Annotated in this window: 21 protein-coding genes; all 21 read right to left on the reverse strand. The window is 47.4% G+C overall.

Features of this window, described 5'->3' with window-relative positions:
* Positions 1-44 precede the first annotated feature (44 nt).
* Complete coding sequence (locus MKY22_RS10530; protein ID WP_341088722.1) at positions 45-1358, reverse strand: uracil-xanthine permease family protein; 1314 nt, start codon at positions 1356-1358, stop codon at positions 45-47.
* A gap of 51 nt (positions 1359-1409) precedes the next feature.
* Positions 1410-1940 (reverse strand): bifunctional pyr operon transcriptional regulator/uracil phosphoribosyltransferase PyrR, encoded by a 531-nt coding sequence (pyrR, locus tag MKY22_RS10535; RefSeq protein WP_290778468.1) that lies wholly within the window; start codon positions 1938-1940, stop codon positions 1410-1412.
* Positions 1941-2188: 248 nt separating this feature from the next.
* Positions 2189-3112, reverse strand: a complete 924-nt coding sequence (locus tag MKY22_RS10540) for an RluA family pseudouridine synthase (RefSeq protein WP_023468791.1) — start codon at positions 3110-3112, stop codon at positions 2189-2191.
* Entirely contained in the window at positions 3109-3585 is a 477-nt protein-coding gene (gene lspA, locus MKY22_RS10545; RefSeq protein ID WP_214859730.1) for a signal peptidase II, read from the reverse strand. Before lspA ends, MKY22_RS10540 begins: the two co-directional genes overlap by 4 nt.
* A 72-nt stretch (positions 3586-3657) precedes the next feature.
* On the reverse strand, positions 3658-6393 hold the full coding sequence (gene ileS / locus MKY22_RS10550; protein WP_290778137.1) for an isoleucine--tRNA ligase: 2736 nt from the start codon (positions 6391-6393) through the stop codon (positions 3658-3660).
* Between the two features lie 299 nt (positions 6394-6692).
* Positions 6693-7214 carry a DivIVA domain-containing protein gene (locus MKY22_RS10555; RefSeq protein ID WP_341088726.1) on the reverse strand — a complete coding sequence of 174 codons (522 nt, stop codon included), beginning with the start codon at positions 7212-7214 and terminating at the stop codon, positions 6693-6695.
* Between the two features lie 25 nt (positions 7215-7239).
* The gene (locus tag MKY22_RS10560; RefSeq protein ID WP_029342133.1) at positions 7240-8010 is read right to left on the reverse strand and encodes a YlmH family RNA-binding protein; all 771 of its coding nucleotides are present in this window, start codon (positions 8008-8010) and stop codon (positions 7240-7242) included.
* On the reverse strand, positions 8007-8282 hold the full coding sequence (locus MKY22_RS10565) for a YggT family protein (protein ID WP_023468796.1): 276 nt from the start codon (positions 8280-8282) through the stop codon (positions 8007-8009). Before MKY22_RS10565 ends, MKY22_RS10560 begins: the two co-directional genes overlap by 4 nt.
* Positions 8283-8284: 2 nt before the next feature.
* A complete protein-coding gene (locus MKY22_RS10570; protein WP_341088731.1) occupies positions 8285-8770 on the reverse strand; it encodes a cell division protein SepF in 486 nt (161 codons plus the stop codon).
* Positions 8771-8810: 40 nt separating this feature from the next.
* Entirely contained in the window at positions 8811-9482 is a 672-nt protein-coding gene (locus MKY22_RS10575; RefSeq protein WP_035406814.1) for a YggS family pyridoxal phosphate-dependent enzyme, read from the reverse strand.
* Positions 9469-10245: a peptidoglycan editing factor PgeF gene (gene pgeF, locus MKY22_RS10580; protein ID WP_341088734.1), complete on the reverse strand. Its 777-nt coding sequence runs from the start codon at positions 10243-10245 to the stop codon at positions 9469-9471. Before pgeF ends, MKY22_RS10575 begins: the two co-directional genes overlap by 14 nt.
* 30 nt (positions 10246-10275) lie before the next feature.
* A complete protein-coding gene (locus tag MKY22_RS10585) occupies positions 10276-11214 on the reverse strand; it encodes an IS30 family transposase (RefSeq protein WP_341086530.1) in 939 nt (312 codons plus the stop codon).
* Positions 11215-11388: 174 nt separating this feature from the next.
* Positions 11389-12543 carry a cell division protein FtsZ gene (gene ftsZ, locus MKY22_RS10590; protein ID WP_023468800.1) on the reverse strand — a complete coding sequence of 385 codons (1155 nt, stop codon included), beginning with the start codon at positions 12541-12543 and terminating at the stop codon, positions 11389-11391.
* 47 nt (positions 12544-12590) lie between these two features.
* Entirely contained in the window at positions 12591-13895 is a 1305-nt protein-coding gene (ftsA, locus tag MKY22_RS10595; RefSeq protein ID WP_023468801.1) for a cell division protein FtsA, read from the reverse strand.
* A gap of 229 nt (positions 13896-14124) precedes the next feature.
* Entirely contained in the window at positions 14125-14904 is a 780-nt protein-coding gene (locus MKY22_RS10600; RefSeq protein ID WP_023468802.1) for a cell division protein FtsQ/DivIB, read from the reverse strand.
* 61 nt (positions 14905-14965) lie between these two features.
* The gene (gene murG, locus MKY22_RS10605) at positions 14966-16060 is read right to left on the reverse strand and encodes an undecaprenyldiphospho-muramoylpentapeptide beta-N-acetylglucosaminyltransferase (RefSeq protein WP_035396718.1); all 1095 of its coding nucleotides are present in this window, start codon (positions 16058-16060) and stop codon (positions 14966-14968) included.
* Positions 16057-17403 carry a UDP-N-acetylmuramoyl-L-alanine--D-glutamate ligase gene (gene murD / locus MKY22_RS10610; RefSeq protein ID WP_341088739.1) on the reverse strand — a complete coding sequence of 449 codons (1347 nt, stop codon included), beginning with the start codon at positions 17401-17403 and terminating at the stop codon, positions 16057-16059. Before murD ends, murG begins: the two co-directional genes overlap by 4 nt.
* 33 nt (positions 17404-17436) lie before the next feature.
* A complete protein-coding gene (gene mraY, locus MKY22_RS10615) occupies positions 17437-18399 on the reverse strand; it encodes a phospho-N-acetylmuramoyl-pentapeptide-transferase (RefSeq protein WP_341088741.1) in 963 nt (320 codons plus the stop codon).
* Positions 18400-18422: 23 nt separating this feature from the next.
* Positions 18423-19742: a UDP-N-acetylmuramoyl-tripeptide--D-alanyl-D-alanine ligase gene (locus tag MKY22_RS10620; RefSeq protein WP_251137551.1), complete on the reverse strand. Its 1320-nt coding sequence runs from the start codon at positions 19740-19742 to the stop codon at positions 18423-18425.
* A 108-nt stretch (positions 19743-19850) separates the two neighbouring features.
* Complete coding sequence (locus MKY22_RS10625) at positions 19851-21989, reverse strand: penicillin-binding protein (RefSeq protein WP_341088744.1); 2139 nt, start codon at positions 21987-21989, stop codon at positions 19851-19853.
* Positions 21986-22372 carry a cell division protein FtsL gene (gene ftsL / locus MKY22_RS10630; RefSeq protein ID WP_023468808.1) on the reverse strand — a complete coding sequence of 129 codons (387 nt, stop codon included), beginning with the start codon at positions 22370-22372 and terminating at the stop codon, positions 21986-21988. Before ftsL ends, MKY22_RS10625 begins: the two co-directional genes overlap by 4 nt.
* Positions 22373-22374 lie beyond the last annotated feature (2 nt).

Raw genomic sequence — 22374 nt, forward strand, 5'->3', positions numbered from 1 at the left:
TGCATCTTTTCATGGCCTTCACTTTATCGTTCTCTCGGAACGTCTTAAAAGTTGTTAGCTACCGATTGAGTTGTAGAGGTTTCCGTTGTTTCTTCGACCTGCTCTGTCATTTTCGGAAGAACTAGATTCAGGATGATTCCAAGAATCGTCGCTAGTGCCATTCCTTCGAGAGAGAAGTTGCCGATTTTAAGCGCCGCGCCTCCGATACCTGTGACGAGAATGACGGCTGTAATCGTCAAGTTCCGTTTATCGGCAAGATCGATCTTACTTTCCGTCAGCGTCCGGAGACCATTCGACGCGATGACTCCAAATAGGAGGATACTGATCCCACCCATGACCGGTGTCGGAATCGTCTTGATGAACCCTTCGACATATCCGAGGAATCCGAAGCTAATCGCAAGAACCGCCGCGCCACCGAGGACATAGACACTGTAGACACGTGTGATTGACATGACACCGTTGTTCTCACCATACGTCGTAACCGGTGGTCCGCCAAGCATCGACGCGACTGTCTTCGCAATCCCGTCACCCAGTACGGTCCGGTGCATCCCTGGATCGAGGAGCGTCTCGCGCCCGATGATCCGTGATGTCACTTTTTGTTCGCCGATATGCTCCGTCAGTGTGACGAGCGTCACGGGAACGATCAGAAGCAAGGCGGCTGTATTCCACGATGGTGTGTAATTCAAGAACGGAATCGTGAAGTCCGGCACGTGGAACAACGTGGCTTGTTGAAGTGGTGTGAAGTCAATGATTCCGACTGATGCCGCAACGAGATAACCAATCGTGATCCCGAACAGGATCGGAATCGTGCTCCACATTCCTTTTAAGTACGTCATCGCAAGGAGTGTGACGCCGAGTGTGACCATCGCGACGAGGAAGTACAGTCCGTTGTACTTACCATCCGCTCCGTTCATCGCCATGTTGACAGCGGTCGGGGCGAGCGATAAACCGATGACCATGATGACCGGTCCGATGACGACCGGTGGGAGTAAGCGAAGCAACCAAGCAGCTCCCGTGTAGCGGATGAGGAGTGAGACAAGTCCGTAGACGAGTCCAGCGACCATTCCGCCGATTAAGGCATCCTCGACACCCCACCGTTCACTGACGGCAATGATCGGGGCGATGTAGGCAAAACTTGAACCAAGATATGTGGGTACTTTGAAGCGGGTGACGGCGAGGAAAATCAGTGTGCCGACTCCGCTTGCGACGAGCGCGACCGATGTGTTGAGTCCCGTTAAGAGCGGGACGAGCACGGTCGCACCAAACATCGCGAAGACGTGTTGTAAGCTGAGCATCAGCCAGTTTAGAGGGTGAGTAGGTACTTCTTGTACATCAAGTACTGCGGCATGTTTTGCCATATGGATGACTCCCTTCCTGGTCTCTCTGGACCACCTTAAAGGTTTTGAATTTTAGCGTTTAATGAATACTTGATCGGCTTCATCGACTTCAGAAAGCGCGACGACGACTTGTTCCTCACGGGATGTCGGGACGTTCTTACCGATGAAATCTGGTCGAATTGGTAACTCCCGATGTCCGCGGTCGACGAGGACAGCGAGTTGAATCATACTTGGTCTTCCGTGGTCGACGAGCGCGTCCATCGCGGCGCGAACGGTGCGACCTGTGTAGAGCACGTCGTCAACGAGGACGACGATTTTCCCGGTGATGTCTTCCGGTAGATCAGAACCTTTGATTTCTGGTTCTAAACTTCGTTTCGACAAGTCATCCCGGTACATTGAGATGTCGACGACACCGAGTAAGACCGGTTTTCCTTCGATTTGTTCGATGCGCTTCGTAAGTCGACGAGCGAGTGTCTCGCCTCGCGTCTTGATTCCGACAATCATCAAATCATGAATTCCTTTGTTACGTTCGATGATTTCATGGGCGATCCGTGTCAGTGCACGTCCAATCGCGGCTTCATCTAAGATGACGGCTGGTTTCATGTTTTCTCCTTTCATACAAAAGACCTTCTGCGGAAATCCGCAGAAGGTCATCGAAGACAGAATCATGGCATACGTATTGTATGCATGCCTACACACGATCGTGGTAGGTTCTCCCTTTCGCAGCCTCTCCGGACTCGATTAAAGGTGATACTAGTTAGGTAGGATCGTCACTCGGACGACCGAAGTGTCAGTAGAGGATGTCTCGCATCGCTCTCTAGGTGATACTCTACCGTTTTATTAGAAAAACGTCAAGACTCTAATTCAAGTTTTTTCAATTGACCGATTTCAAATGTCATCTCTTCTGGGAGCGGTGCTTCAAAGCGCATCCACTCACCTGTGCGTGGATGTTCGAAACCGAGAACCGCAGCATGCAAGGCTTGACCGTTCATTTTCATCGTCTTGCGTGGACCATATTTCGGGTCACCCGCAAGCGGGAAACCGATATAACGCATATGGACACGGATTTGGTGTGTCCGTCCTGTTTCAAGTTTACATTCAACGACCGTAAAGCCTTCATACCGATCAAGAACACGGAAATGGGTCACGGCAGACTTTGAATTCTTATCCGTTACCGTCATTCGTTGACGGTCGTTCTTATCGCGTCCGATTGGGGCTTCGATCGTTCCGAGTTCGTGCGGGATTTCACCGTGCACGAGCGCAATGTAGAGACGTTCCGTCGTCTTCTCTTTCAATTGATGCGCCAGTGACTCATGCGCTAAGTCGTTCTTAGCGACCATCAACAGACCTGACGTATCCTTATCGATCCGGTGAACGATTCCTGGACGTTTGACGCCATTGATGCCTGAGAGATCTTGACAGTGGTGTAATAAGGCGTTGACGAGCGTTCCTGAGACATGCCCTGCCGCCGGGTGAACGACCATCCCTTTTGGTTTGTTGACGACGATGACGTCCGAGTCCTCATAGACGACTTCAAGTGGGATGTCTTCCGGTAAGATCTCGAGCTCCACCGCTTCCGGGATATGAACGACAATCGATTCCGTTCCCGATAATTTATAGTTCGGTTTGACGACACGACCATCGACTTCGACACGTCCCGCTTTCAACCATTCCTGTACTTGCGAACGCGACCAATCGTTTTGTTCTGCGAGCCATTTATCAATGCGCCCTGTCGCTCCATCCGCTTGTACGGACCATGTTTCTACTTCATTCATTTATCCATCGTTCCTTTCTTAGTCAACCGTTCTTCAAACATGACGCTGATCAGCATCGTGATGACACCAAACGTCAAACAGACGTCTGCGACATTAAAGATCGGAAAATTATAGCCGAACGGGAAGAAGTGGAAGAAATCAACGACTTCTCCTCGTGCCATTCGATCAATGAAATTTCCGATCGCACCACTGAGCAATAACGCGATGCTCCAAGCAAATACCTTATTTTTCGTGCCTTCCTTGTAAAGGAAGTAAATCAATCCAATGACGACGACGACTGTAACGACGAAGAAAAAGCCGAATTTACCTTCGAGCATTCCCCACGCAGCGCCTCGATTTCGATACGAGTTGAGATAAAAGAAATCCGGAATGACCGTGATCGCTTGACCGATCGTCATGTTTTGAACGACGATCCATTTCGTCAACTGGTCGATTCCAACGAGTAAAGCAGCAATCCCTAAGTAAAGCCACATCCTATTGTCCTCCGCATCCAAAAATAATGAGGGACGTCCTGCGAAGTCGCAGTCGCCCCTCCCTTTGTATCATTATAAAGAATTGACGACTTCAGTACAACGTGGGCAAAGCGTCGGATGAGCCGGATCTTGTCCGAGTTCCGTCGAATATGTCCAACAACGTTCACATTTTTCACCGTCAGCTTTTTGAACCGTGATGCCGGTCGTCTCATACATCTTATCCGCCGTTTCCACGAATTCGAGTTGTGAGACTTGGAGTAACTGCTCAAGATGATCGATTGTTCCGAGCAAGGCTTTCGTCTCTTCCTTCGGTGCAAGCAAGAGTTTCGCTTCGAGTGTCTTACCGACGAGTTTCTCAACACGCGCTTCCTCGAGTGCTTTTAAGACATCATCGCGGAACGTCAGGAACGCGTTCCATTTCTCGATGAGGGCAAGTCCTTCTTCTGAGACTTCGACCGTTTCCGGAAGGTCTGTCAGGAAGATACTCTTCGTCTCAACAGCTGGTACGAATTCCCATGCTTCGTCTGCTGTGTGAGGCAAGACTGGTGCCATCAATTGCAACAAGGCAACGACTGTATCATACATGACCGTCTGAACCGCACGACGCGATGTCGCGTCTGCTTTTTCGATATACAGGATATCTTTCGTGTAATCGAGGTAGAACGACGACAAATCAAGGACACAGAAGTTGTGGAGCAATTGATAGACCGCCATGAAGTCGTACGCATCATAAGCCGCTTTTACTTTTCCAACAAGTTGGTCCAGTTTCGTCCGCATGAAACGGTCTGACTCTGGTAAGTCTTCAAATGCGACGCGGTGCGTCGCAGGATCGAATTGATCCAAGTTTCCGAGGAGGAAACGAACCGTGTTGCGGATTTTACGATAGGATTCTGAGACTTGTTTAAAGTTATCCATCGATGCCCGGACATCAGCTTGATAATCGACAGATGCGACCCACAAGCGAAGGATCTCTGCTCCGAATTGTTGCATGACTTGGATCGGTGCAATCGTGTTACCGATCGATTTCGACATCTTGCGACCTTGACCATCCAGAACGAATCCGTGACTGACGACCGCTTTGTATGGTGCTTTTCCTGTCGTTGCGACGGCTGTCGATAGCGACGAGTTGAACCAACCACGATATTGGTCAGATCCTTCAAGATAGAGATCCGCTGGACGTGTCAATTCAGGACGTGTCGCAAGGACACCGGCATGTGATGAACCAGAATCGAACCAGACATCCATGATGTCCGTTTCTTTTTTGAAGATACCGTTCGGGCTTGCTGGATGTGTGAATCCTTCAGGAAGCAAGTCGACTGCTTCGCGCTCATACCAGACATTTGATCCGTGAGCTGCAAATAAATTCGCGATATGATCAATCGTTTCTGGTGTGACGATTTCCGTTCCATCTTCAGCATAGAAGATTGGAAGTGGAACGCCCCAAGCACGTTGACGTGAGATGACCCAGTCGCCGCGGTCTTTGAACATGTTGTGGAGACGTGTTTCGCCCCACTCTGGTACCCACTGGACTCCTTTGATTTCATCAAGGATTTCCGCACGGAAGTCTTTGATTGAAGCGAACCACTGTGGCGTTGCCCGGAAGATGACCGGTTTTTTCGTCCGCCAGTCGTGTGGATACGAGTGTTTGATGAACGACAGTTTTAAGAGAGCGCCTGCTTCTTCGAGTGCGAGACCGATTTCTTTGTTCGCATCCTCATAGAACATGCCTTCGAATCCAGGAGCTTCTGCTGTCATGACCCCTTTATCGTCGACTGGGCAAAGAACGTCAAGACCGTACGCTTGACCGATACGGAAGTCATCTTCCCCGTGACCTGGAGCCGTATGCACGACACCTGTCGCTTCCGCTGTAACGTGATCGCCAAGCATGACGAGTGATTCACGGTCGTACAATGGATGTTTTGCTTTCATGTATTCGAAGTCCGCACCATTAAAGATACGTCCGACTGTTGCGTCTTCCCATCCGAGTGCTTCGATGACTTCAGGAACGAGTGTTTCCGCTACGATATAGCCTTTTCCTTGATATTCGATCCGCGCATATGTCAGTTCCGCACTGACAGAGATTCCGAGGTTCGCTGGAATCGTCCATGGTGTCGTCGTCCAGATGACGAAATGATCCGTCGGCTCTAAGATGTTTTTACCGTCCATGACTTGGAACGCGACATAGATAGCAGCTGACCGTTTATCTTGATATTCGATTTCTGCTTCAGCGAGTGCTGATTCAGAAGACGGTGACCAATAGACCGGTTTCTTCCCTTTGTAGATATAGCCTTTGTTCGCCATATCCCCGAATAAACGAATTTGAGCTGCTTCAAATTCTGGTTGCAGGGTGATATATGGGTTGTCATAGTCACCGAGAACGCCGAGGCGTTTGAACTGTTCGCGTTGGTGATCGACTTGTTCGAGCGCATATTTCGCACATAATTCACGGAATTCAGCGACCGTCATCGATTTACGATCAACACCGGCTTTTTGAAGTGCTGTTTCGATCGGTAATCCGTGTGTGTCCCAACCAGGCACGTACGGAGACTGGAAGCCATTCATCGATTTATAACGAACGATGATGTCTTTTAAGACTTTGTTTAATCCGTGACCCATGTGGATGTCACCATTCGCATACGGAGGACCATCGTGGAGGATGAACGTTGGCTTTCCAGCGTTCTTTTCCTGGACCGCAGCGTAGAGATTCATCTCTTCCCATCGTGCTTGCATATCTGGTTCACGTTTTGGCAAGTTGCCTCGCATTAAAAACTCCGTTTTCATCATCAATAAGGTTTCTTTGTAATCCATCTGACTATCTCTCACCTTTCGCTTTAAAAGTACAAAAAAAGCCAAGCTCATCCCTGAGATAGGGACGAGCTTGGCTGAACTCGCGGTACCACCCTACTAATCCCGCTCGCCAGTTTGACGACGCAGGACCGCTTAAGAACTCGATAACGGGAGTGAGCCGGCATGACTTACTGTTCAGCGAACGTTCAGTCATGCACTCCAAGGGGATACCCCATCTTTTTCGTTGCTCGGGCTTCCACCATTCCCCCGATTCGCTGTCAACCGTCCAAGATGCGACGTGTCCTTGTCATTGATTTTATTTATACGACATCGTCGTCATTATACGCAACTGCTGGAACATCGTCAAGCGCTCCACGAGAAGAGAAATCAAACGCATCCCAGTCATGGCTCGTCAATAATTCCATCTGCGCATCGATCAATACTTTGAATCGATTACGATAGAGTTCGATTTTTTTGCGCATTTGCTCTACTTCGAAGTCTGTCCGTTGTGCCCGGCGTTGCGCCGCATCTTGCAACTGCTCTGCTTCACGTTCTGCTTGCTTTAGGATCAAGCTCGCTTCTTTTGAAGCACTGGCTTTGACTTCTTCAGCCGCTTCCTGTGCGACGATGATCGATTTATTCAACGTTTCTTCCATCGAACTGAAGTAGTCGACACGCGCTTGCATGTTTTGGATGACTTCTTGTTGTTGACGGTTCTCACGTAACAACAATTCAAAATCCTTGATGACTTGATCTAGGAATTCGTTCACTTCATCTTCGTCATAGCCGCGAAACTTTCGTGTGAACTCCTTATTATGAATATCGAGTGGCGTTAATGGCATGATGAATCCCTCCTCCGCATTTATCTTATCCTTTTAAAATACCGTATTGTAGTTTGATTCGATCACGTTTCGTTGATCCGAGGATTGCAATCAACTTGACGCGTCCTGTTCCACGCAAGGAAAGTAAGTCGCCTTCTTCTAGCATGAAGCTCGAATCATCCACTACTTTATAATTGACCTTACTTTCACCTTGTTTAATGAGCGTCTGTGCTTTTTGACGCGAGAAGCCGAGAATTTCACTCACGACCGTATCAAACCGAAGTGAACTGACGAACCCAAGTGTCTCTTCCCACTCTTGATCCTTCACTTTCAAACGGTCTTCCGCCTCAACACGCGAAAGACGAATCTTCGTCTTCCCTGCTCGTTCGACGTTTGCTTCGATATAGGTCGCGACTTCGTCCGCGACGGCAAACTGTACTTGATCCTGAATGATGACGTCGCCGAATTTGGCTCGTTTCAACCCGACGTTCAATAATGTACCGGTGACTTGACGATGAGAAAGTTCAACGAATTTAGTAGGATAATGAATGCGATAGATGGAAATGTCAAAGTCATCCGCGTTGTATTCATAATAATCTGGTGCGAGGATTGCCCGTTTACGTTCAGCGCCTTCGAAACCGCCCTCAAAAAAGAGGGCGCATTTCGAACCGACGAGTTCTTGTGTGATTTGTTGTTCACGTGGATCTAGGAAATCCGTTAATTTGAACGTATAGGTCGCTTCCACATGATCGATCCAGTTCAAAACTGAGTCGACGAATTCCCGCTCGCTTCCACGATAATGATCATATACGCTCATACTAAAAAGATTGCTCGGATACCCGATTGAGCCAAGTTCAAGACGAGGAAGGCTACAATCGGCGAGATATCCAGCATGCCCCCGATAGGCGGGATGATACGACGGAAGGGCGCTAGGAATGGCTCGACCAACATCGCGAGCACTTGTCCGAATTTAGAATCACGGGCATTCGGGAACCACGAAAGCAGGATATAAACGATCATGACGTAACTGTAATACTGTAACAACGTACTTAATGTACGACCAATTGCGTACATCACTTGAGAATCCATACTTACCACCCCTTATGATTAATATCATCTTCTCCAAGAAGATTCGAGATGCTACCAGCTAACTCGACGTTGTTCGGAACACAGAGGAGGGTATTCTGACTGATCGTCGTAATCGTTCCATCGAGAGCGAAGACGACACCAGATAAGAAATTAATCATCTGTCGTGATTGATCTTTTGACATACGCTGCATATTGACGATGACAGCACGGTTCTGACGAAGATGTTCCCCGATTTCCTGGGCTTCGTTGAAGACACGTGGTTCACTCAAGATGACCTGCGATTTCGTTTTTTTCGTCGCATGTAGCGGCACGATATTCGATTGTCTCACGCTGTCCTCCTTTTGAGTAACACTTGCACTTGGGGTAGATTCCTCGTAATACTCTTCGTACTCTTGTTGTGAAGCACCTCTACCTTTATTTATTGTAGCATCATTTTCATATTCGAGTTCATCTAAATCATCGCTGTTGCCGAGAAATAGATTTTGCATTTTTGATTTGAAACCCATATCCATTCTCCCTTCTTCTCGTTTAGGTGTGAACGAGCGTCGTCCCGACTCGGACGAACGTCGCCCCTTCTTCGATGGCGATCTCAAAATCCGATGACATCCCCATGGATAACTCTGTACATGGAGCATACGACAATTTTTTTGCCTTGACCTCTTCTTGCAATGTTTTTAATGACCGGAATACCTCACGTATACGCGTCGTGTCTTCCGTCAACGGTGCCATCGTCATCAGTCCGATGACACGAATCGCGGGATACTGACCGATTTCGTGTAAGAACGACGGTACATCCTCAGGCGCGATGCCTTGCTTCGATTCTTCTCCCGAGATATTGACTTGAATGAAACAATCAATGATTCGGTTCGTTCGTTTATTGATCTCTTCTGCCAAATGAAGACGATCGAGCGAATGCAGCACATCAATAGCATCGATGATCTGACGAACTTTACGCGTCTGTAACGTGCCGATGAAGTGCCATGTACAGGCTGTACGTCCAAGTTCTGCTTGTTTTTCGAGCAGTCCATCCGGACGATTTTCTCCAAGATGCGTTACACCGGCCTCTAATAATTCAGAAGCAACTTGACTTGAGACTGATTTCGTCACGCCAATCAACTGTACCTGCTTTTTGGATGAACTCTTTTCACTCGCTTGTTTTATCCGTCGTGTAACCTCTTGTACATTTTCAAGAATTGACATCCAATGACTCCTTTACGATCAAACTCGCGAACCGACCGCCGTGGTCGCCGTGGCGATAAGAGAAGTAATCTTCCGCCTGACAGTGTGTACATAGACCTGAGTCAAGGACATCACCCACTCCACAACGCTCAGCAAGCGCAGCATTTGTTTTTTGTAGCGATAACATCGCTTTTCCATCTTCCTTGCGTATGTAAGAAGACTCATCGAGTTCAAGTGCGTCGATCGCATCGATGACGGGTTGATCGACTTCGTAACAACAATCACGAATCGATGGACCAATGACCATCTGAATCGATGAGCGACTCGCACCTGCACGCTCCATTTGTTTGACTGTTTCCTCGACGATATTGCCAACAGTCCCCCGCCATCCGGCGTGCGTATTCGCGATGATTCCTGTCGTCGGATCACAGAAGACAAGCGGAACACAATCAGCGAAGAGCATCATCAGTAAGACATTCGAATCAGTCGTCACCAATCCATCTGTACCCGGAATCGCTGTTTCGTAATCCAGAGCGCCGCGTCCGGAGTCAAGTGTCGTCACCTGTTCGACGTGATTTCCGTGAACTTGCTGTGCCCAAATCGAGTTCTCAAGGGAGAGATCAAGCTGACGTGCGATGACTTGTCGGTTCTGGATGACGCCGTCACGATCATCGTTGACATGTAATCCTAAGTTACCGTTTCCATGTGGTGCTGCGAACTTCGTCGTAAAGGCGGCACGTACTGTACCTGTCGGTGTATCCCATTTGATCCATTGTCCAAACATGTTCATGCCTCCTTTGATTTTGACGGTTTGTCAAATTAAGCGCAACACTTCTTCGGAAAAGACCTCGTATGCAGTTTTCCAATCCAAACACTTTCTTGGTCGATTGTTGATTCTAGAAAGTGCGTAATCTAATTCTGTCTTGTTGATCATTCCGAAGTTGGTTCCCTTTGGGAAGAACTCACGGAGAAGACCATTTGCATTCTCATTGCTGCCACGTTGCCATGAAGAATAGGGATCCGCAAAGTACATTGGGATACCAAGAGAGTCCTGTATCCGTTCGTGACAGCTGAACTCCTTACCGCGATCCGTCGTCATGGTTTGAAACGTTCCCGATGGGAAAGAAGAGTAAAGTGTTTGGATGGCATGTTCCATCGAGTGAGAAGAACGGTCGACCATCGGTAGTACGATATAGAACCGACTTTTACGTTCGATGAATGTCGCAACACACGCCTTTGTCTGCCCTCGTCCTGATACGACAGTATCCAACTCCCAATGCCCGAACGTTTCTCGACCCCGGACGTCCGACGGACGTTTACTGATCGGAAGCCCGATGTTGAAGCGACCTCTTGTCTCACGTGGCTTTTGGCGCTTTCCTTTTTGTCGTAAAACGCCTAAATCGCTCTTGATGAATCCTTTATATATCCATCGATAGATTGTACTGTACGATGGTCCCTGTTCGTGAAAGAGCCGTCCGGCGATCTGTTCGGGAGACCATGTCTCTCGCAGTTTCGAAAGGATACATGAGCCAAGCGAAGTGCTGAACAGCGTGCGTGCTCCACAATTCTTTTTTTGCATCTCATAACGCAGTCCGGCGTTGATCGCATTGTAGGAAGGATTCCGTTTGAGCTCACGTGAAATCGTGGACGGCTGTCGTCCGAGATGCTGAGCGATCTTTCGCATTGAAAATCCAAGCTCTAGATAAGTTTCTATTTTGACTCTTTCTGATGTGGTAAGATGAACATAGCTCATAACGAATCCTCCGTTGAATTTGGTGTGGTAACTCTATTCTACACGAGGTCGTTATGGGTTTTTTTTGTGTTTTCAGCTAGGTGTTGCACTTAATATTACAATTCGTCTTTTAAAAAAAGAGGCGCCGCTTTCGCGACACCTCATCGTTTAGCAGTCGTGTCACTGGAACATCGATCAACGATTATTCCGGCGAAGGAAAGATGGGATGTCCATCGTTTCTTCGACATCTGGCTCTTTAGCCGGTTCGGGATTCGAGCTGACAGGTGTCTCTTCGACTTGTGGTTTTGACTCCTCTGTTGGTGGTGGAGTCGCTTGTTTTTTCTTCAATAAATTCTTCATCATTTCTTGAGCGGATGGAATTTCGAAATCGAGTGGTTCGTTTTCGAATTCCGTCGCGATGACTGTAACGATGATTTCATCTTCTAGGTTATCGTTGATGACAGAACCAAAGATCAAGTTGACTTCCTCATCAGCTGCACTCTGAACGATTTGTGCGGCTTCCGTCACTTCGTACAAGCTAAGGTTCGCACTACCTGTGATGTTCATCAGAACACCTTTCGCGCCTTCGATCGAGGTCTCAAGCAACGGACTCGAAATCGCTTTTTTCGCTGCTTCCGTCGCGCGGTGTTCGCCTGTCGCGACACCGACACCCATTAAAGCAGAACCTTTTTCCGTCATGATCGTCTTCACATCGGCGAAGTCGAGGTTGATCAGACCAGGTACGGCGATCAAGTCAGTGATACCTTGTACACCTTGACGCAAGACGTTATCTGCTTCTTTGAACGCTTCAAGCATTGGTGTGTTCCGATCAACGATTTCAAGTAACTTATCGTTCGGAATGACGATCAACGTATCGACTTTTTCTTTGAAGTTCTGGACACCTGAAACAGCATGTTGCATCCGTTTACGTCCTTCGAACATAAATGGTTTTGTGACGACGCCGACTGTCAATGCACCGATTTCTTTTGAAATCTCCGCGATGACAGGAGCAGCTCCTGTACCAGTTCCGCCACCCATCCCAGCTGTGACGAAGACCATGTCAGCGCCTGAAAGGATTTCTGTTAATTGCTCACGGCTCTCTTCCGCCGCTTTTTTACCGATTTCCGGATTGGCACCCGCACCGAGACCACGTGTCAATTTAGCACCGAGTTGTAGTTTTACGTCAGCTTGTGACATGTTCAATGCCTGCGCGTCCGTGTTTACTGCGATGAATTCTACGCCTTGGACACCGTGTTCAATCATTCGGTTGACAGCGTTCGAACCGCCACCACCTACACCGATGACCTTGATTTTTGCTACTTGGTCCATCATTTCATCAAAATGCAACATAAAAAGGGCCCCCTAATATTTTTTACTCATTGGATTTTTTGTAGGCATTAACCAAAGAATTTCTCAAAGAAACTACTGAATGACTTTTTCTCTTTCGGAGGCTGTTCACGTGTTGGCCGTTCGTTTCGCGTAGGTGACGTCTGTTCGTTCATGAGCAGTGCATCCTGTTCATGTCCGTGCGCTACGGCTTCCTTCTCTTCCGCCCGGTCGAAACCTGATTTCGATACGGCGCTTCTTGAGAGCACATAACGTAACATACCGGCTGCGACGGCATACTTCGGATGACGAATACCAAGACTAGCAGGTTGATAGACATTGACGCTCTGCTTGAAGATTCGTTTTCCGAGCTGATCGATTCCCGGTAATGAAGAACTTCCCCCACATAAGATTAAGCCACTATTCATGTGAGCGTATCCTGCTTGCGTCATTCGTTTTTGAATCATCTCGAAGATTTCCTCAAGTCGTGCTTCTAAAACGAATCCAATCTCTGATTGTGGTTCGAAACGATGTTCGCCGTTGATCGTGACGTAGGAAACTTTCTCTTCCGGATCACCGAGTGCTTCGAGTGCAACGCCGTATTCTTCTTTAGCGAGTTTCGCATCTTGGTATTTGCAGTTCATCTTGTACGTCAAATCACGTGTCAGATGATCACCACCGTATGGCAACGTCGTCGAGTAGACGAGATCATTCTTTTCGTAGATGGAAAGTGTCGTCGTCTCATGACCGATATCGATGATTCCGACACCGAGTTCGAGTTCATCAATCGATGCTGCGATTCTAGATACCGCTAAACTCTCCAGCACATATCCAGCAAGCTCTAAACCAGCCCGTTCAATGGAACGTTTAATGCTATGTAGGATCGTCTTCGCTCCGATGATGAGCTTCCCTGTTACTTCGAGACGATAACCGATCATTCCTCTCGGATCAGTGATTTCTGTTTGCTGATCGACCGTAAAGGTCTTCGGCAAGACATCGACGACACTGAGTTCGTTCGGAATTCGCATGACCATCGCAGAATGCAGAACGTCTTTCACGTCATCATCCGTGATTTCATTGTCCTCACCTTTGATCGATGTCATCCCTTGGCAATCCTTCACTTGAATGTGTTCACCGGAAATAGCGACATATACTTCACCAATTGGTTCACCAAGTGTACGTTCCACTTCCGTAACCGCTTGTTTAATGGCTTGTACCGTTTGATCGATGTCAACGATGACACCTCGTTTAACACCCGCGGATGGTGCAGAACCTTCAGCAAGAACGTTCAGCGTTCCACCAAGTAGTTCACCGACGATGAGTTTCACCTCCGATGTCCCAATGTCGAGCGCGGCAATCGTACCTTTCGTTTCCATGGGAGTGACACCTCCACTTTCATAATACTAATCCTTTTTATTCCTAATTATATTCTAGGAATGAGTCAGGCTTCTTCTCGTTTAAGTCTACACTATATAAATACTTACGAAAAGAAGTTATTGCCCGTCTTAGCGTTCGAATAGATTACGATTTGATGACGATTCGAACAAAGGTCGACGAATGAAAACACACGTTTGTTTTTTTATTCGTCAGCCCTTTACGAATCTTCTATTTTTTTCCTTTATATGGCTTGAAATAGATACCGCCATCAATTGTAATCGTTCCCGTCTTTCCTTTTGGTAAGGCAGAAATGACCTTTACGTATTCATTCAAGGAATTTGAAAAGGATGATGTACTGAGTAACACAGTATTCCCATCCGTCATGAATAATTTCAGACCACCCTTGTCCGTCTTATCGTTTGCGACGATTTCAGAGATCCGACTACGTACTTTCGGCTCGATCTTAACGAGTTCCTTCGTCAACCGATTTAATGATTGATCCGTAAATCCAGTCAGAATTGGTGCATCGAACAATTCTTCCTTCGACTTTCCGGGAATGATCGTTCCGTCCGCCAGTACGATCCGGTCTCCTGGTTTATCCTTTGCGTAAGCGATCTCTTTCTCTTCCGTCACCGTCACGCGATATTGATGCAAAAACTGTTTTTGCATCGTTGCTTCCTGAATGCCTGGAACCCTCTCGATTCGTTCAAGAATGTCTTCCTCTGATAGATTAAAGGCGTGTGTCTCATTCACCTTAACTCCTGATGCCTTCAAGATATCTGATGTTTTGACATTAAGATTACCATCAATATCAAATCGAGCGACCCGAGAATAACTCGACTGTAGATAAAAAACGACACCGACCAATAGACCAATCAGAATCAGGACATAGATGAGCCTCCGGTTGGCTTTTTTGCGACGTTGTTCACGGATATAAGGTATCTTATCCTCGAGGCTGCGGACGTTCTCGTCCTCTTGTGGTCGTCCAACCGCTCTCCGTTCCCTCACGTCTCATTCCCCCTCTATAACGTAACAATTCATTTCCCTATCGGTCTTTTCCTGCAATAGTTTAGTTTTTTTGTCCTGTCAGTCGTAACAATTCATCAACTAAGTCCCGTGAAGCGTTCGGCATACCGAGCGCAAGCGCCGCTTCAGACATCATTTGTTGTTGTGCTAACGCTTTTTCGCATGCCTCAAACAACCGATCACCCGTTAGCTCTTGTTCACGAATCAATAGACTCGCACCTGTCTCGACGAGCGATGAGGCATTGACCTCTTGGTGATTTTCCGTCACGTAAGGACTCGGGATGAGCACACTCGGTAAGCCGAGTGTCGTCAGTTCTGCCAATGTGCTTGCTCCCGAACGTGAAATGACGAGTTGACTTGCTTTTAAGATGTTCGGTAAATCATATACGAATGGGCGAAGTTGAATGCGTTCTGGTAAGGAACCAACGCGTGACATAATCGTATCGTAATGAATTTGACCAGTAACGAAGAGGAGCGACCAGCCTGCTTGCTCGACCTTCGGCATCATATCGACGACTGCTTCGTTGATTGCAGGTGCGCCACGACTACCGCCATAGATGACGACGAGAGGACGTCCTTCCTCAAAACCGAAACGTTGTCGCTCTTCAAGCGGATTGATGTTGAGCTCTGCCACTTCAGAAGCACGCGGATTTCCGATTAAAACCGTCTTCGCTTCATTCTTACCGAAGTGATGTCCAGACCCTTTAAAAGAGAGTGCAACACGATCCACATACCGAGCTAAAAATTTATTCGTGATACCAGGTAGACTGTTTTGTTCATGAACGAGTGTCTTGAAACCCATTTTTGCAGCCGTATACAATACCGGTCCACAAACGAACCCACCTGTACCGACGACGATATCCGGTTGGAACTGACGCAGTAGTCGACGAACACGCCGGACGCTCTTGACGAACCGGATACCAGTCTTGACGTTTTCGAACGACAAGGAACGACGGATGCCAGAAATCTCAATCGATTCAAATGGAATTCCCGCACGACGGACGATATCCGCCTCGAGACCATTTTCTGTTCCGATATAGAGGACCTCACACGGCATGCGTTGTTCGAGCTCCCGGATCATAGCGAGTGCCGGATAGATGTGACCGCCTGTACCGCCTCCAGAGACGACGATTTTCATACTGTTGTTCCTCCTACTTCATGTACGGCACGAACGAAATGATCGCCGCGCTCTTCATATGTCTTGTATTGATCCCAACTTGCAGATGCTGGTGATAGAAGAATGATGTCGCCGGGTCGTGACACTTCAAACGCTACTTTCACGGCTTCATCCATCGCCTCAACGACGGTCGACGCATAGCCATTTTCTGACGCAAGCGTTCCGAATCGATGACCCGTCTCCCCCAGTCCGATGACATGTTTGACATGCTTCATTGAATCGAGTAACGGTGTCAAATCCGCTCCACGCTCGAGTCCGCCACATAACCAGATGATGGGTGCCGTAAATCCAGACAACGCCGCTTCTGTTGCCACATTATTCGTTGCTTTTGAGTCGTTGTAAACTTTTCGGCCAGCAATTTCACCGACGAACTGTGTCCGGTGCTCTACACCACCAAACGTTCGTAGAACGTGTTGAACGTCAGATAATGCTAAGTTAAACGGTTCGACGAGTGTTAAGGCTGCGAGAACGTTCTCGACATTATGCCCACCACCGAGAGCTAGTTCACTAACAGGTAAGATACTCGTCCCATTGATTGTCAACGTCTCGTTCATGATTTCTGCATACGCCGATTGACGACGAGAGAACAAGAGTGGCGTTACTTCAGCTGTCTTTCCGAGTGCATTGACGGACGCATCATCGGCATTCAAGACAAGACGATCCGTTTCTTTCATGTTCTTAAAGATCCGGGCTTTCGCTTCGCCATACGATTCAAAATCACCATGATAATCCAGATGTGCTGGTGATAAATTCAAAAATGCTGCCGTATATGGTCGGAACTGCTCGATCCCCATCAATTGAAAACTTGATAATTCAATGACGATGATATCGTCCTGTTTCGCCTGACATGCGATTTCAATTGCCGGGAATCCAATGTTTCCTGCCAAATGTACACGCCGCGTACCGGTTTTCAACAATTCATGGACAAGCGTCGTCGTCGTCGTTTTCCCGTTCGATCCTGTGATGGCAATCCACGTCGCATCGGTTGCTTGATATGCCAGCTCTACCTCTGTCCAAACCGGAATACCGCGTCGCAAGGCTTCTTGTAGCAGATCGATGTGATACGGAATCCCTGGATTCTTGACGATCAAATCAATGTCGTCGAGTAGTGTGAGCGGGTGCTCACCGTAGACCGTCTTAACGTCGAGCGAAGCAAGCGTCGCTTGATCACTCTCGGACGGCGTTTTCCCGTCATTGACCGTTACCTCTGCACCAACACTCGCTAAATACCGAGCTGCTGCGATTCCACTTTTCGCCGTTCCGAGAACGAGCACTTTTTGATCATTCCATTGTCGTTGTTCCATTGTTGAATCGCTCACTTTCTCTCTTCTTTTTTATTACACGAATAGATAGGCGATGAATGCCATCAAACAGCTGATTCCTGCGAATGTACCGACGATCCGCCATTCGCTCCAACCGACCATTTCGAAGTGGTGATGAATCGGGCTCATTTTGAAAATTCGTTTTCCTGTCGTCTTAAAGGAAATGACTTGTAGAATGACGGATAATGTCTCGACAACGAACACGATACCGATTAAGACGAGTAGTAATTCCAGTTTTAAGACAATCGATAGACCTGCTAGTGCAGCACCGAGTGCAAGTGAACCTGTATCTCCCATGAAGATCTTCGCTGGGTGCGCATTGAATAACAGGAATCCGATCAATGCACCGACTGCTGAGAAAGCAAAACAAGCAGCGCCTATTTCATCTGCGATAAACCAACTGTATGATCCGAAGAACAAGAATGTTGGAATCGCTGTGAATGATACGAGACCGTCCAATCCATCCGTCAAGTTGACTGCATTTGAGAAGCCAACTAACCAGAACAAGGCAACAAACGGATAGACGATACCGAAATCAAGCTCAAAATCGGTAAATGGAATCGATAGATACGTCGCCTCACTCGTAAATCCACCACTCAACCAGACGAATAACAATCCGACGACGATTTGTCCAATTAATTTTTGTTTCGAATTCAGACCAAGATTACGTTTCTTGACGACTTTGATGTAATCATCAATGAAGCCGATGACACCATAAGCAAGTGTTAAAAACAGTAACGATAATTGTGTCGTCGATAGATCTCCCATGACGACTGCACCGAAAACGCTGACGATCATCGCGACAAGAATGACGATTCCACCCATCGTCGGTGTTCCGGATTTGACCTGATGCCATTGCGGTCCTTCTTCCCGAATTTCCTGACCGAACTTCAATTGGTGTAGAAATGGAATCGCCTTTGGCATGACGAGTAGTACAACAAGAAATGCAAGAATAAGACTGATGAATAATGTGATCATAGCAGACACCCTTTTTTCAAAAATTAGTTTTCGTTCAGATAGGTTAATATCCGTTCAAGCGCCATCCCACGTGACGCTTTCAATAAAACGATTGTTCGTTCTCCGAGCAATGGACGCAATCGTTTTGCAGCATCCTCGACGGTTGTCGCGAATTGGATTTGGACAGACGGGTCGCTGATTCCTTCAGCAATCCACGCGCCTTTCTCCCCTACTAGGATAGCATGCGAGACAGGTAACACAATCCGCTTTCCGACCGAGGCATGTAATAAGCGTTCTTGGTCCCCTAATTCATACATATCGCCGAGGACGAGAACGCGTGTCGTGTACCCTTCCAGCGCAGTGACCGTCTCAATCGCTGCATTCATTGATGTCGGACTCGCGTTATACGCATCATTGATGACCGCAGTCTCTTCAAAGAGTAATCGTTCCATCCGCATCGGTGTCAATTCAACCGCATCGAACCCTTCTTGAATCCGGGCGTCCGTCACGCCAAGTGCACGTGCTGTCGCAATTGCGTATGCTGCATTTCGGACTTGGTGTTTCCCTAGCACTGGTAGGTGAAAAGCGGTGCCATCGTAAGTAAAGGCCGTTCCAAAGAACGTTGCTTCCTTCGTTTCGATCCGGTACGTATTTCCGATTTGATAGCCGATCTTCTCCGCTTCGACTTCTGCGAGAAGTGGTTCGTCACCATCAACGAATAAATGACCACCTGGTTTGAGTCCGGATTGAATCTCAAGCTTCGCTTTGGCGATGCCACTGCGTCCACCGACTTGCTCCGCATGCGATTCGCCGATGTTCGTGACGAGTGCGATATCTGGCTCAGCTAGATTCGATAGGAATTCAATATCGCCAAACCCGTTCATTCCCATCTCAAGCACAGCAACTTCCGTATCAGCTGGCATCATGAGAATCGTTAATGGCATTCCGATATCCGAATTGAAGTTTCCTTGTGTCTTATGTGTCTTAAACGTCGTCTTGAGTACGCTCTCGACCATGTCCTTCGTCGATGTCTTCCCATTTGATCCAGTGATGGCGACGATTTTCGGCGCAATCTGCAGTAAGTATCGTTTTGCGATTTGTTGCAGGGCAACCAATGGTTCATCGACTTCCAAGAAAACGATATCGATGTCTGGTCGATCAATGCCTTTCTTCCATAAGGTGACGATCGCTCCTTGGTTTTTTGCACCTTCAAGGAATCGATGACCATCGACGCGTGCTCCCTGAATCGGAACATAGAGACCGTCTTCCAGTTGTGCGCGTGAATCCGTTGCAAAATGACGAACGATACGATCATCTTTGACATCGAGATGCAACCATTCAGCGAGTTGCGTAATTGTTAACATGATATATACCTCCATTCGATGACAGCAAAAGAGGACGAATGCAAAAGTCAACGAATGACTCCTGTTCGTCCTCGTCTTCCTGTAGAAATCAGGAAACTTGCTCTACCGTTACTCTTTAGGTTCAGCTAGTTCGACCGTCAACTTTCCATTTTCCTTCACTAGTGTACCAGTTCGAGCCGATTGTTTGGTTACAAAACCTTTACCGATGACGTCGAGCTTCAAATCATATAAGCTGACAAGCTTTTTGACATCCCGTTGCGACCAACCGGTCAAATCCGGCATCTTGAACGTATTTGATGTTTTCAGCAAGACACGTTCTCCGCTGACAAATTCCTGTCCACGGGATGGAATCTGTGAAACGACTTCAGCACCATCGCCTAGGATGATCGCAACTGCCTCTTGTTCTTTTGCTAATTCAGTCGCTTGTCGAGCACTCTTCTTGATATAACTTGGCGTGATCTTCGCTTTGACATCCACCGAATCCTTTTGCGTTTCCGGTTGGATACTACGATACTGTAGTGCCGTATTCATGACACTTTTGAACACAGGGCTCATGATGAGCGGACCAGAAACAGATGATTCGTTTTTCGATGGACGATCGACCGCGATGTACATGATCAATTCCGGATCATCTTTGGGGGCCATACCGATGAACGAGTGAATGAATTGTCCTTGAATATACTTTCCATTCTCAGAAATCTGAGCCGTTCCGGTCTTCCCAATGACCCGGTAATCTTTCAACTTATACATTTGACCTGTACCAAGCTTACTATTGACGACACCGTCGAGTGCTTCGCGTGTTGCTTTTGCCGCTTCAGCGGAGATCGGTTTACCGACGACCTCTGTTTTCGCTCGGTATGGTGCCTTATCCGTATGATCCGCTTTTTGGATGATATGCGGTTTGACCATCTCGCCGTCTCCAGCGATCGCTGTCGCTCCTTGAAGCAATTGCATCGGCGTGACCGCAGTCGATTGCCCCCATGAGGTGATGAGCGCATTCAATGGTTTAGACAAGTCGGATTGACTATTTACTTCTCCCGAGATGTCTATACCCGTTCGTTGGTCAAAATGAAACTTCTTAAAATAATCTTTATACCGTTCGATCCCAAGTTTTTCTGCTGTCAACTTCGAGAACATGACGTTTGAGGAGTGATAGACCCCTTCAATCATCGGAATGGTTCCCCAACCGACATCGTTATAATCCTTGATGACCGTTCCTTTGTAGTTATAACTACCCGATTTATACATCTCATTCGGACGGAAGACTCCCGCATCAATCGCCGCTGCAAGCGTAAAGATTTTCATCGTCGAACCTGGCTCGAATCGTGACGAGACGGCAAAATTCGTGAAATCTTTCATATCACGTAAATTCGGGTTGAACGATGGGCGATCCGCCATAGCGAGGATTTCACCAGTCTTCGCATCCATGACGATACCTGTCGCATTTTTCGGTTTGTACGTGTTGTACATTTTTTGCATCTCTTTTTCAAGCGACTGTTGGATTCGATGATCGATCGTCAAATAGAGATTCGATCCATCCTTCGGTTCGTTCGAGATACGTGACGCACCTTGAATCAGCGGATTACCGCTACGATCCTTTTCAAAGACACGGGCTCCGTAAGATTCACTTAAAGCATTATCATACTGCTTCTCGATTCCCATCTGACCTTGTAAAGCGACCCGACCATTCTCCTCCGTAATCTTTTGAACGAATCCAAGTGTATCGGACAAGAAGATGCCGTTCGGATAGTATCGTTTCGGCTCTTCAATCATCCGGATGCCAGGAAGCTTCAGATTGTCGATCTTCTCTTTTTGATCAAGCGTCAAATCATTTCCTTTTTTTCCGAACTCAATTTGAGAACGGTCTTTGTTTTCAATCAGATAGGTCTCCAGTTCCTTCGTCGTCATCCCAAGAATCGGCGCAAGACCTTCAGCCGTCTTTTTAAAGTCGACGATCGTCTCATCTGGATCTTTGACACCACCAAGTCGATAAACGCCAATCAGATGATAGGATGGAATATTGATCGCAATCGGGGAACCGAGACGGTCGAAAATCTCGCCACGTTCTGCTCCAAGCGTTTCTTGAGACTCCCATCGTTTCTTTTCCGCATATGCAATCATATCTTCACCGTGGAACTGTTTTGTCGTAGCTAAATACAAAAATCGGCCAATGAACACAAAAAAGAGAGTAGCAAATATCACCATGATAAAGGCTACTCTCCAACGGGATTTTTTCAGTGGATTCATTTAGGAATCACCTTGATGTTCCCTTTACGCATATCAAGACCCTGTTCTTTTGCAATCTTATAAATCCGTTCCGGAGAGCTTAAGTTCGTGACCTCTAGTTGTAAACGTTCGTTTTCTTTTTTGAGTGATTGTGTGACTTGGTTCTCTTTCGCTAAATCACGGCTCACATTATACGCTTCGTTATGCGTACTGATCGTCAAACTCCCAAATAACACAAGACCACCAATCATCGCGCTGTATAAGAATTTTTCAAAGGGATACAAGCGATACTTCGGACGGACGGCGACGCGACGCGCGATATCTTCCGTCTTTCGTGGTTCCTGAACAGGTTGTTGACGAACGGGTTGAACCGTTTGGACCGATTTACGAAGTGGTTCTGCCATTG

The organism is Exiguobacterium sp. FSL W8-0210 (genome assembly GCF_038006045.1).
Taxonomy (GTDB): Bacteria; Bacillota; Bacilli; order Exiguobacteriales; family Exiguobacteriaceae; genus Exiguobacterium_A.

Bases quoted from the DNA above. Each gene is read 5' to 3' on its own strand.
- MKY22_RS10530 (WP_341088722.1), bottom strand. From the start codon at position 1,358: ATGGCAAAACATGCCGCAGTACTTGATGTACAAGAAGTACCTACTCAC.
- pyrR (WP_290778468.1), bottom strand. From the start codon at position 1,940: ATGAAACCAGCCGTCATCTTAGATGAAGCCGCGATTGGACGTGCACTG.
- MKY22_RS10540 (WP_023468791.1), bottom strand. From the start codon at position 3,112: ATGAATGAAGTAGAAACATGGTCCGTACAAGCGGATGGAGCGACAGGG.
- lspA (WP_214859730.1), bottom strand. From the start codon at position 3,585: ATGTGGCTTTACTTAGGGATTGCTGCTTTACTCGTTGGAATCGACCAG.
- ileS (WP_290778137.1), bottom strand. From the start codon at position 6,393: ATGGATTACAAAGAAACCTTATTGATGATGAAAACGGAGTTTTTAATG.
- MKY22_RS10555 (WP_341088726.1), bottom strand. From the start codon at position 7,214: ATGCCATTAACGCCACTCGATATTCATAATAAGGAGTTCACACGAAAG.
- MKY22_RS10560 (WP_029342133.1), bottom strand. From the start codon at position 8,010: ATGAGCGTATATGATCATTATCGTGGAAGCGAGCGGGAATTCGTCGAC.
- MKY22_RS10565 (WP_023468796.1), bottom strand. From the start codon at position 8,282: ATGGATTCTCAAGTGATGTACGCAATTGGTCGTACATTAAGTACGTTG.
- MKY22_RS10570 (WP_341088731.1), bottom strand. From the start codon at position 8,770: ATGCAAAATCTATTTCTCGGCAACAGCGATGATTTAGATGAACTCGAA.
- MKY22_RS10575 (WP_035406814.1), bottom strand. From the start codon at position 9,482: ATGTCAATTCTTGAAAATGTACAAGAGGTTACACGACGGATAAAACAA.
- pgeF (WP_341088734.1), bottom strand. From the start codon at position 10,245: ATGTTTGGACAATGGATCAAATGGGATACACCGACAGGTACAGTACGT.
- MKY22_RS10585 (WP_341086530.1), bottom strand. From the start codon at position 11,214: ATGAGCTATGTTCATCTTACCACATCAGAAAGAGTCAAAATAGAAACT.
- ftsZ (WP_023468800.1), bottom strand. From the start codon at position 12,543: ATGTTGCATTTTGATGAAATGATGGACCAAGTAGCAAAAATCAAGGTC.
- ftsA (WP_023468801.1), bottom strand. From the start codon at position 13,895: ATGGAAACGAAAGGTACGATTGCCGCGCTCGACATTGGGACATCGGAG.
- murG (WP_035396718.1), bottom strand. From the start codon at position 16,060: ATGAAAATCGTCGTCTCTGGAGGCGGTACAGGCGGTCACATCTATCCG.
- murD (WP_341088739.1), bottom strand. From the start codon at position 17,403: ATGGAACAACGACAATGGAATGATCAAAAAGTGCTCGTTCTCGGAACG.
- mraY (WP_341088741.1), bottom strand. From the start codon at position 18,399: ATGATCACATTATTCATCAGTCTTATTCTTGCATTTCTTGTTGTACTA.
- MKY22_RS10620 (WP_251137551.1), bottom strand. From the start codon at position 19,742: ATGTTAACAATTACGCAACTCGCTGAATGGTTGCATCTCGATGTCAAA.
- MKY22_RS10625 (WP_341088744.1), bottom strand. From the start codon at position 21,989: ATGAATCCACTGAAAAAATCCCGTTGGAGAGTAGCCTTTATCATGGTG.
- ftsL (WP_023468808.1), bottom strand. From the start codon at position 22,372: ATGGCAGAACCACTTCGTAAATCGGTCCAAACGGTTCAACCCGTTCGT.